Source organism: Ruegeria sp. CG11 (assembly GCF_056537245.1).
Map to the genome: position 1 here is coordinate 1 of NZ_JBQFRE010000039.1, position 10,287 is coordinate 10,287.

At 53.1% G+C, this 10,287-nt stretch carries 7 protein-coding genes and 1 pseudogene; 3 read left to right on the forward strand and 5 right to left on the reverse strand.

The window, feature by feature from the left end; genetic code table 11:
* A pseudogene (locus ACR0KW_RS23780) lies at positions 1-164 on the forward strand (IS6 family transposase); the annotation flags it as partial.
* A gap of 198 nt (positions 165-362) precedes the next feature.
* On the opposite strand, the gene ACR0KW_RS23785 reads toward ACR0KW_RS23780, so the two are convergent.
* On the reverse strand, positions 363-1,250 hold the full coding sequence (locus ACR0KW_RS23785) for an AraC family transcriptional regulator (protein ID WP_480807239.1): 888 nt from the start codon (positions 1,248-1,250) through the stop codon (positions 363-365).
* 174 nt (positions 1,251-1,424) lie between these two features.
* On the opposite strand from ACR0KW_RS23785, the gene ACR0KW_RS23790 reads away from it, so the two are divergent.
* Positions 1,425-2,156 (forward strand): SDR family oxidoreductase, encoded by a 732-nt coding sequence (locus tag ACR0KW_RS23790; protein ID WP_480807240.1) that lies wholly within the window; start codon positions 1,425-1,427, stop codon positions 2,154-2,156.
* 487 nt (positions 2,157-2,643) lie between these two features.
* Here ACR0KW_RS23790 and ACR0KW_RS23795 read toward each other — a convergent pair whose 3' ends face one another.
* Positions 2,644-3,303 (reverse strand): hypothetical protein, encoded by a 660-nt coding sequence (locus tag ACR0KW_RS23795; protein ID WP_480807241.1) that lies wholly within the window; start codon positions 3,301-3,303, stop codon positions 2,644-2,646.
* A gap of 3 nt (positions 3,304-3,306) precedes the next feature.
* Positions 3,307-4,707, reverse strand: coding sequence for a selenium-binding protein SBP56-related protein (locus ACR0KW_RS23800; protein WP_480807242.1), 1,401 nt, complete (start codon positions 4,705-4,707; stop codon positions 3,307-3,309).
* A gap of 414 nt (positions 4,708-5,121) precedes the next feature.
* Between ACR0KW_RS23800 and ACR0KW_RS23805 the strand changes: the two genes are divergently transcribed.
* Positions 5,122-5,994 (forward strand): NAD(P)-dependent oxidoreductase, encoded by an 873-nt coding sequence (locus ACR0KW_RS23805; RefSeq protein ID WP_480807243.1) that lies wholly within the window; start codon positions 5,122-5,124, stop codon positions 5,992-5,994.
* A 316-nt stretch (positions 5,995-6,310) separates the two neighbouring features.
* Here ACR0KW_RS23805 and ACR0KW_RS23810 read toward each other — a convergent pair whose 3' ends face one another.
* Entirely contained in the window at positions 6,311-9,661 is a 3,351-nt protein-coding gene (locus ACR0KW_RS23810) for an AAA family ATPase (RefSeq protein WP_480807244.1), read from the reverse strand.
* Positions 9,662-10,108: 447 nt separating this feature from the next.
* The coding region (locus ACR0KW_RS23815; RefSeq protein WP_480807245.1) for a DDE-type integrase/transposase/recombinase at positions 10,109-10,287 on the reverse strand (179 nt) is incomplete at its 5' end.

Sequence of the window (10,287 nt, forward strand, 5' to 3'; positions counted from 1 at the left end):
ACCGGTTTATCAAACGGCGATTGCGGCACATGTGTGGGTTCAAATCCTTCGCTACCGCATCCGCAACGCTGGACGGCATTGAAGTTGCCAAAATGATCCGAAAACGGCAATTCCCCAGTGCAACGACATCAGGTTTTAGGGTGTTTGCCGAGATCGCAGGATAAGTGTGTCCAGATCCTCGCTGACACTGGTTCTTCTAATAGTTTGCGACACAACCCTTCATGGTGGCCTTGCGCTGCTTTCGACCCGGGGTGCAGGCGCATATGCACCTGATGAACCTTTAGGCTTGGCTACTTTATATGAAGCACACGTCACTACACCGAGCAAGAATGTAGTCAAGCTTGGACCCCGTCAATGTTTTTTCAGATGTCTATAGGCATGTAGCCTGCAACTTTAGCCTGTCGCGCACTGACGCCAAAATGCTTTTTGAACTCGCGGCTGAAATGGGCCGCGTTTTCATACCCGACCTGACGCGCCGCTTCCCCTATAGGGAGACTTTCGGCAACTATGAGGCCTTTGGCACGGTTGAGGCGCGTGGCTTTGAGGTATTGCATCGGCGACGATCCCGTCATATTCCGAAAGGCGCGATGAAACACCGGTGCGCTCATTCCGGCTTTTTGCGCCAATGCGTCAACCGTCATCGGTTCAGCATAGTGTTCGCGGATATGCGTGATACTCCGCGCGATGCGCTCCGAGTGCGAATCCAACTGTGCAAGCGCACGAAGTGCGTTCCCATGAGGCCCTTTCAGTGCGTGAAAAAGGACTTCTCGAATAATTCCGCCCCCTATCGCCTTGCTGGCTGCAGGAGAGCACAAGGCATCTGTCAAACGATACACCGCATCTCGCATTTCCCGATGAAGCTGTGCGGGAGCAACGCCAAGTGAGACCGCTTTTGATGGAACTTTGGTGTCAAATTCCATCACCCCGATCATCTCAAGCAGTTCGGTATGCTCAATGTCGATAAAGAGACCAAGCAATGGATTGTCTGGGGTCGCGTTTGTGTCGCAGTCAAAAGGCAGCGGCACCGTTAGAACCAAGTATTGATCCGGATCGTATTGGAAAACCCTATCCCCAAGATACCCGGTTTTGCTTCCTTGAAGGATGAGAACCAGCCCCGCTTTGTATATCAGCGGTGCGCGGGGAACCGGTTCAGTCGACCAGAAGAAACGCACCGGATCAATCAATGTCTCAACGTAACCCGCCCCGGGTTGAAAGCCATAAGTTTCCGAGAGTTTTTTTAGATTGATCATTAGCACCCCGTTTCAGGTAGTGATCAGTTTAGGATGTTTTTTCCTCAAAATCGCAATGCTGAGACAGCCATTTTGATCGGATTATGCAAATCTACGACATCTTCGATCATTCCAAAACCCACCCGCCGGCGGCATTTATGCCTCACATCGAAACACTGAAGCGGGGATTCAATTATGACTGATACAAACAAACCACTCGTCGTCATCACTGGTGCGAGTTCCGGCATTGGAGCCGCGACGGCGAAGCGCTTTTCCGAGGCTGGTCATCCGCTATTGCTGGTCGCTCGCCGTATCGAAAAAATCGAGGCTCTCAACCTGCCTGATGCAATGTGCCGGAAAGTTGACGTGACCGATGCCGACGGGTTTCGCGCCGCGATCAAGGAAGCCGAAGCCAAATACGGTCCTGTTGATTGTCTGATCAACAATGCAGGCGTCATGCTGTTAGGCCAGATTGACACTCAATGCCCAGGCGAGTGGCAAAATATGTTCAACGTGAACGTCATGGCCCTGCTCAATGGTATGCAAGCTGTTTTGAGCGAGATGAAGGCGCGCAACGGCGGCACAATCATCAACATCAGTTCGATCGCTGGGAAAAAGTCTTTCCCGAACCATGCTGCTTACGTTGGCACCAAATTTGCAGTGTCAGCCATCAGTGAAAACGTACGCGAAGAAGTCGCCGACAGCGGTGTTCGTGTGATGGCGATCTGCCCTGGCGCCGTTGAAACTGAACTGCTAGGTCACACAACCAGTCAGGACATTATCGACGGCTATCAGGACTGGAAAGACGCCATGGGCGGTGCCTTGGCTGCTGACGACATCGCTCGCACTGCCGCTTTCATGTACACGCAGCCCCAAGGCGTGAACATTCGTGACGTGGTTATCACCGCCACCCGGCAGCAGTCGTAAGTATTTATAAATAAACTAAAAAGGAAACTGTGATACTGAAGAAATCCACGTTTACTGCGGCCCTTGTGACTTCAACCGGTGAGCTAAAGCCGAACCCATCCAAGTTTCAACAATTTCCGGTGTTCCGGGCGTTGAATCTGTTTTTGCACGACGCCGAGCAAAATCTTAACTTGCTACGCTTCTGGCAGGCGAAGAGCCCATAGGCAATTCAATTGTCACGACAAGCCCCCGATGGCGTGAGTGATCTGCTGGGTATCTTATTGTCGAACTCGCAGTTCGCAGGGCCGCTCAACCGGTCCTGCGAACATCCGCATTTTGCCGTCTCGACCTGACCGACCGCATTCCAGACCATTCCACCTTTGCTCGCTTGTTGGCCATGTGTTGGGTTCAATGCCGACATTCGAAGCACAAAAGGGAGGAGGCATTGTCGAAACTGCGGATGCTGCAGAAGTCGAAAACCGGCGAGGTGCAGGTCGAAATCATCGTCTCAATGAACGAACATAAGCGAGATCGCCCCGACAAGGATTAGGCTCAGCGCCCAAACCATGTCCAGGTTGAACCAGCTTTTAGATAGAAACCGCAGCCCGAGCCAATGGTAGACACCATAAGCAAGCACAGCGCCTGAGACGGTCATTGCCAGCGTGTGAGCAAGGGCGACAGCAATAGCAATTTTGGCGTTTCCAGCCATCAGATCAGAGGTGGCAGCGTGACCGGAGCCGGAGGCGATTGTGCGGCAAATGCCGAGATAGATTGGAACGAGCATCAAGCCTGCGCCGTGCGCCGTCGCAGCCAGAAAGGACCACAGCGCAAGTCGAGACGGTGGAACACGAGCGAGAAAGCGCGGATGGCGGCGATTGAAAACCAGATAAAGGCCGAGCCCAATTACAAGACACGCCGCACCGATCTGAATTTCACGTTGCCATTCTGCCAGGAAAAGAAGGGCTGTGAAAGGAAACAGGATCGCGGCCATTGCCAGTAAGTGCCCTGTCGTCAGAGCGAGCAACGCCTTAAAAAGGCTGTTGTGGTTTTTGTCCATCAAGGCGGCAGAAACCGCCAAGGGCCAACCCATTCCGGGGTTGATCCCATGATAGATTCCCGAGGCGACAACGGCCCACCACAGGGCCGTTGCCGTGTCTAGCCCGTTCACTCGTCAGACAGACGGATAGCAGAAACTGTCGGTCGAGCAGTCACCGCCTTCCAAGCGGATTTGATGGCTGCGGTAGCCCTTTGGAAACTCTACATAGAAGTTTTTATCCAGTTCCAAACCGCCGTTTTCTCCAACATTGGCCATGACCATCTGACCACCCTCATCGTCAGGGTAGAATTGATCGTCCCATGTCGAATAAAGAGAGTTGGTCCAGTAGACACGCTTGCCGTCCCTACTTATCTCCACCATCTGCGGACCATAAGCGAACGCTTTGCCATTTGGATGTTTCTCACCCCGAGCAATTCCACCGATCTCCACCTTCCCGGTCAGCTTGGGCTTCATCGGATCGGAGACGTCGTATTGATGCATTTCGCCCTGCCCCCAACAGGAGACATATAGGTATTTGTCATCGAGGCTAAGATCGATGTCCGTTACCAGCGGCGGTACTGCCTCGAACCCCTGCAGAAGTGGCGGCAGGTTCTCGGCCTTCGCGGGCCGTGGATCAATAGTGATCGTCTTTTTCGCCTCAAAAGATCCGTCGTCCTTTTGCCACCATGTGAAAATCGCACCCTGCAGATTTGTTGTATCGACAACGACGCCGCAGAAACCATAGTCTTTTGCCGGGTCATGAGCCGGTCTGATTTCCAAAGCCATCTGGTGATTTTCGCCAAAATCAACGGTCTGGACGTTGCGGCGTTCGCGCAGATTCCAGAAATGGATCTTGTGACCGTACTTGTTGGATAGCAGATCTTCCGCGACAATACCGTTCTCGAACTGAGGCGGAAGTGCCCATTCCGAACTTACCATGTAATCGCGTGGCAGATTCCACCAGAAATCGTAGTGTTTGTCTTGCTCGCCCCGGTCCATCTCGTAACGACCGAGGATATCGAAGGTCTCGCAATCCATGATGAAGATACCCGGCGGTCCATCCGTGCCATCTTCGCCGCCCCCACCGAGCGTCGAAACATAGATACCCTCCGGGCCGCAATGGATCGTGTGCGGGCGAGAGTATCCTGTTTTGGCAAATACTTCCTCAGGCTCAATGATCTTGTGTATCTTTGCCTTAAGCGGTTCTTTTACATCGACCACATAGATACGCGAAGACCGAATGCCCGGAATGATCAGATAACGACGTTCGAGAAACGCATGCCCGGTCAGCGGTGAAAGCGCAGAGGAACAGGCGTTCCAGCCGAAATGGTGAAACTCATCACCCTTGTTGGGCATGATGAGCTGATGAACAATCTGACCGTAAGTCTTCGATTTTGGATCAACATCTATGACTGCCAGCCCATCGGGTTCGGAACCGTCCGGGCTGAGCATCAATGTGAAGGCAAGCGTTTCCGCTGGTGCCTCCATGGCGAGTTTCGGGGTTGCGTGAAATGTAGGATCAGGTCTCAGATTCATAGCTGGCTCCTCCCAGGTCGTGGGCGCGAAATCTGAAGCAAGATTTGACTGATATCGCCCAACACCAAGAATGCCACATATTCAAGATTCGCAAAAACGGCCCAAAGCCGACCTCGAGCGAGGCCTTCAGATTCTGCAGCCGCAGCCCGCTTTGCTGCCGTTAGCCCATTGCCGCGGCAGAAGTCAGATCGACCCTTGTTGAACTAAAAAGCGGTGAGTTTCACCCGAGACGAAGGTTTGGTTTCCGAGTGAGTTTACCCAGGCTGAGGCAGTCTGTTTTAAGCGCGCTGTCCGCCGATGGGGTTTGCCGTAGAAAGGTTTAGCATATCCATGCGAGCTAGGATTAGGATGACCCGATTAGGACCAGTTACGGAGGCGGGAAAATCGAAGCCTTCGGTGTAATTATTTAAGGAGATGAGCATGACGGATATTTCAATTATTGGGTTAGGCGCCATGGGCTCGGAACTCGCACGTGCGCAGATGAAGGCGGGTCGGTCAATAACCGTTTGGAACAGGACATCCGAAAAGGCGACGCCATTGGTCTCGGCTGGGGCAACTTCCGCTTCCACGGTTTCTGAAGCTATTTCCGCCAGCCCCGTTACAATCACGTGTGTTAAATCACATCCGCAGACAAAGGAACTTCTGACCGCTGCTTCGAAGGTTCTGCCCGGAAAAACCATAATTGAACTCTCGACCGGAGGTGCGAAGGATGCGGAGGATTTGGCGCAACTGATTGAAAACGCTGGTGGCCAATGGATGGTGGGCATAATTAATGCCTATCCGCATATGATTGGAGATGGAGAAACTGTGCTTTCGGTCGTTGGGACAGCTGAACAATGGGCGGCACACGGTTCGATCATAAAAGCTATGGGCGGCAGTTCGGTCCACGTTGGTGACGAAGCTGGCATGCTGGCGGCGCTTTTTGCAGGCCTTTTTACGGTTCGCCAAGGCTTTATGTGGGGTATGATCTATGGCGCGCTGGCCGCAAAGCAGGCCGGAATCCCGCTCAAGACATTTTCAGACCTTGTTCCCATTTCGATGGGAATGATGAAGCCTTACTATGACTATTTTGCCGCAACAGCGCCGAATGCAACTTACGACGATCCACCTGCAACAATGCGGACCTATGCTGCGGCCCTGGAGGATGTTCTCGCCAGTTTCGAGGTACTAAATGCTCGGGACGAATTACCGCGACTATTCGTTGAAATGGCTCAGAAAGGTATGGATGCGGGTCTTGAAGACAAGGCGCTCACCGCCGTCATAGATGTACTCGCAAACGAAAACTGATCGACGCAAAAGACTGAGAACTTTAGGTTGGTCGTTTTGGGCTCATTCCAGACCTAGAATGCACCGCAAAATCTGACGGGTAGTAAGCTATCCGCACAAACAAGGGCGGCCCAGAGCAAACTTTCAATTGTCACCGAAGATGCTGCGACGCAGCCTGTCGAAGCCGCCGTTAGCTGTGCTCGTACATATCGGCGGCACCTAAATTCACACAACGTTCAATTATCAGACGCTAACCGTCATTATCCGCGTTTGCATACATTTCAATTTCAGCTAGCTGAAACAAGTGCCCGAGAAGAGCACAACCCGCTGGATAATGTTATATTTCTGATAGCAAATTACAGGCAGCTGCCACCTCGTCAGGACTATCACCATCTGCAACGTCTTTCCTGACAGATTCAACGAGGGTGATTGCCTGTTCGGTCCAACCTTTTTTCTTCCACAGAGCTGAAAGACTAATGGATGCACGCAGTTCCCATTTTTTCGCATGTTGTGCACTGGCGACTTCCACAGCTTGTTTGAGGCGTTCCTCGGCCACTTCGCGCTCACCAATCTTCAACGCAATCATACCTTCAAGGTGCAATAAATCACTCTTGATGAAGTTTTCCTGCGTTTCCGCAAGAACAAGCCGCGCTTGGTCTGCAAACGTTTTACAAAGGCTGATTTCGTTTGTGCGAAGCGCTTTCCAGGCAGCCAGACTTTTGAAAATTGGCAGATAAAGGCGCGCGTTTAACCGGCTGTAACCCTTTTCAAACCTTTCATAATTTTCAACCCACGCTTCGCCGCTACCAACTCCGTCGGCCAGCGCCTCAATCGAGCCCGCATAAACACTCATTTGTTTGAGCCCGAATTTGTCACTAATGTCTCGAAGAGCTGAGGCGTGTCGGAGCGCCAACTTGTCCGCCCGATCCAGTAAGTCGCGCAATCCAACATGCACATGCACATACCCGACCGTGTTTGCGTGATCGGACTTTAGCGCCGCCTCTTCAGCAGTTTTTGCCTTGTATCCAGATTCCTGCGTTCGCCCCAAACACCAGAGATTTAAAGATTGGTAAGCTCGAATGGCGACACCCGGGTCTTGTCCGAAACGATTTTCGAACCCAACATTTTCATCGGGGTCATAAAGGCTCAGCGCCAGATCAAACTCTTCCTCAGCCTTTGAGAAATTGCCTAGCATGCAACAGGAAACGCCCACCAAACGGTGACCGGCCATTTTGTTTACGCGAACCCCCGAACAATCGGCTTCGCTTGTGATATAACGGGCGGTTTTCAAAGCTTCCTGATGTCGCCCGGTCATCAGGTTTCCAACCCACAAACCGTAGAGTGCGGGAAACCTAAGCGGTGAATCTCCGAGTTTCTCGGCCAGTGACAAGGCGACTTGATACGCTTGGGTTGTTTCATCTGCCGCATAGCCGTGCATGGCCAGCAATATGGGTGCGATCTGGACCTGTAGATTCAGGGCGCGCTTTAAGCCTTCCGGCTCTTCGGCATCCGCCATATCGCCGTTCAAAGCGAAAGCGCGTCTAAGGTGCCGTACCGCTTCTTCAAATGCGGGCCGGGCGAAGGCAACTTTGCTTGCGCTTTCCCACAGACTGATCGCCCGGTCAGTTTCGCCCGCGGCCTCGGCGTGGGTTGCCAAGACTTCTGGCGCAATATCCGAATCGGTTTTAAGGGCTGCAAGGATGCGGGTGTGAATCGCCCGTCGATTTTCTTTCAGCAGACTCTCATACGCGGCATCTCGCACAAGCGCGTGCTTAAAAATGTAGGTTGCCTCGGGCGGCAATCCGCGCCGGTAAACCAACTCGGCTGCGATCAAGCCATCCAGAGCGGCCCCAAGTTCAGCCTCGGACAGGTGGCATACATCGGCTAGAAGACGATGATTGAATTCCCGCCCGATGCAGGCGGCGGTCTGCGCCACATCCTTGATCGGTTGCAACCGATCAAGGCGTGCCATCAGACTGTCATGCAAAGTGGTTGGAATAGCGATTGTGCTAATTGGACCGTCAGCAATAAGCTCGCCCTTGATCTCTTTGAGTGCCCCGGATTCGAGGATTGTCTTGGTCAGCTCTTCAACAAACAGTGGCACGCCATCCGTACGTTGCGCGATAATCTCAACAATCTCGGGCGGCATCGATTTGCCATCTGTCAGCTTTCCTATGATGGCCCCGATTTGTTCGTTGCCCAGCCTGTTGAGCGCAAATCGTGTCACAATCGGATGTCCGCCAAAACCATGTTCAAAACTTGGCCGCGTCGTGGCAAGGACCATAACCGGTTTATCGGTGATCGAGTCCAGAATGAGATCGAGCAGTTCAAGTGAAGTCGGGTCGATCCAGTGCAAATCCTCGTAAATCAACAGAACGGGTTTCTCAGAGGCTTGTTGCTCCAGTAAATGGATCAACGCCTGCATGGTTTGCGCACGCAACTGCGCTGGCGTCAGGCTCAGCGCGCCGAACCGCACACTGCCTTCCAACCCCAGCATCGGTGCAACAAGTCTCAGGGTGTCGTGATCCGCATCGATCAGCGCCTCCAACTTATCCATTCGTTCGTCCGGGGTGTCCGTCGGCGCAATACCGGTAGCAAAGGTCAACTGCTGAATGATGGGGTAAAATGCGCTATCGGTATGGTACGGTGAGCATTGATAAGTGATGCGGGTTTGATCGTCCTGCGCAATGCGGTCGACTACGGCCCGCGCGATGCGCGATTTTCCAATACCGGCCTCGCCGCTGACAACGACCATTTGCCCTTGACCAACACGTGCCAGCTTCCAACGGTCAAGCACCAGTTCGATCTCGTGTTCCCGTCCGACGATAGGTGTCAGAATCCCGGACCGGCGCGCCGCAAAGCGGCTTTCGACGGCAGTCTCGCCTTCGGCAACAAATGCCTCGACCGGAGCGCCGACACCTTTCAACGTCTGTTCACCGATGGAATTCACTTTGAACGAACGACCCAGCAACCTCCGCGTTTCGTACGGCATCACTAGCTGATTGGGGCGCGCGACAATTTGCAACCGCGCCGCCAGATTTGGCGTTTCTCCGACTACAGCTGCTTCCTGCGCTGCACCGCTGCCCACGAGATCACCGACAATCACGACTCCGGTGGCCATCCCTACACGAGTGGCCAGAGCAGTGCCGTCAGGTGCCTTTGTTTTCCGAACAACATCTATGATTTCAAGGCCAGCACGCACTGCCCGTTCCGCGTCATCTTCATTTGCCCTAGGCCAGCCAAAATAGTTCAACACTCCGTCACCCATGAACTTGGCGACGAACCCTTCATGCCGCCCAACCACTCCGGCCACGGTGTTCTGGTAGTTTGTAATGACGTTACGCATGTCCTCCGGATCGGCACGCTCGGCTATCTCTGTTGAGCCGACCAGATCGACAAACATCACCGTCAGATGGCGACGCTCAGCATCGTTGGGAGAAGCGGGTGACGAGTCCGTTGTTTCAATGGTTTTTGCATCAGCGGCAGAATTCCCAGGACCACCGCCATGTCGTTGAATTTGAGAGACCGCTTCCATGATTTTGCGGCGAGGACCAATCGGTAGCCCAAGTTCTATCAAATCGTCTTTATTCAGGCTTGGCAGGACCTCAAAATCAATCTCAGCTTTCGCAAATACTTCGGAGTATTTTTCCAACCCAAGTTCGGCCAGCCAGCTTTCCAAATCTTGCAAATCCAATCTCCTGCGCAGTGGTTAAGCGGGCGGGTGGAAGCACAATAATACATAACACTAACCGGAATTTGCGTTAGTTGTCATGTTTTATGCCGCCCTTGAAGCAGCCCGTACGCAGGTAGACTACGCCGTTTGATGTTCTCGCAGTCGCTAGATTCCACTGTCGCCCGTCAGCTTATAGCTCACGCAGAAATTCGGATTTCCCGCAAGAACAAGTGTGGTTTATTGCGACCGATCACGGCCCAGAGCTGACATCCGACACGGTCCTCCAATGCTGCGATGCAGTCAACCGAAGCCGCCATTCGCTGCGAAGGCAGAGTATGAGAGATGACCAAGACCGCTGCCATCGCCGCCGGATGCGAACAAAGTGCCCTTTCGCCATGCGTTCCCTTGGGTTCTGTCGCAAACTTTTTAGATGGCAGAGCGTCAGTGGAATTGGTGAGCAGTTTACCCTGCCAATTGGGCGAACTGCTGAAAGGGACTGAGTCCGGGCGCGAATTGACCTTTGCGGATCATGTTGACCAGTTCTATGCCCGCCAGGACAGGTGCGGCTGAAGCGAAAGATTTGAATCCCAGCATGGGCCTGATCCTTCGTTTGATGAAACGGTGATCCTGTTCAATGATGT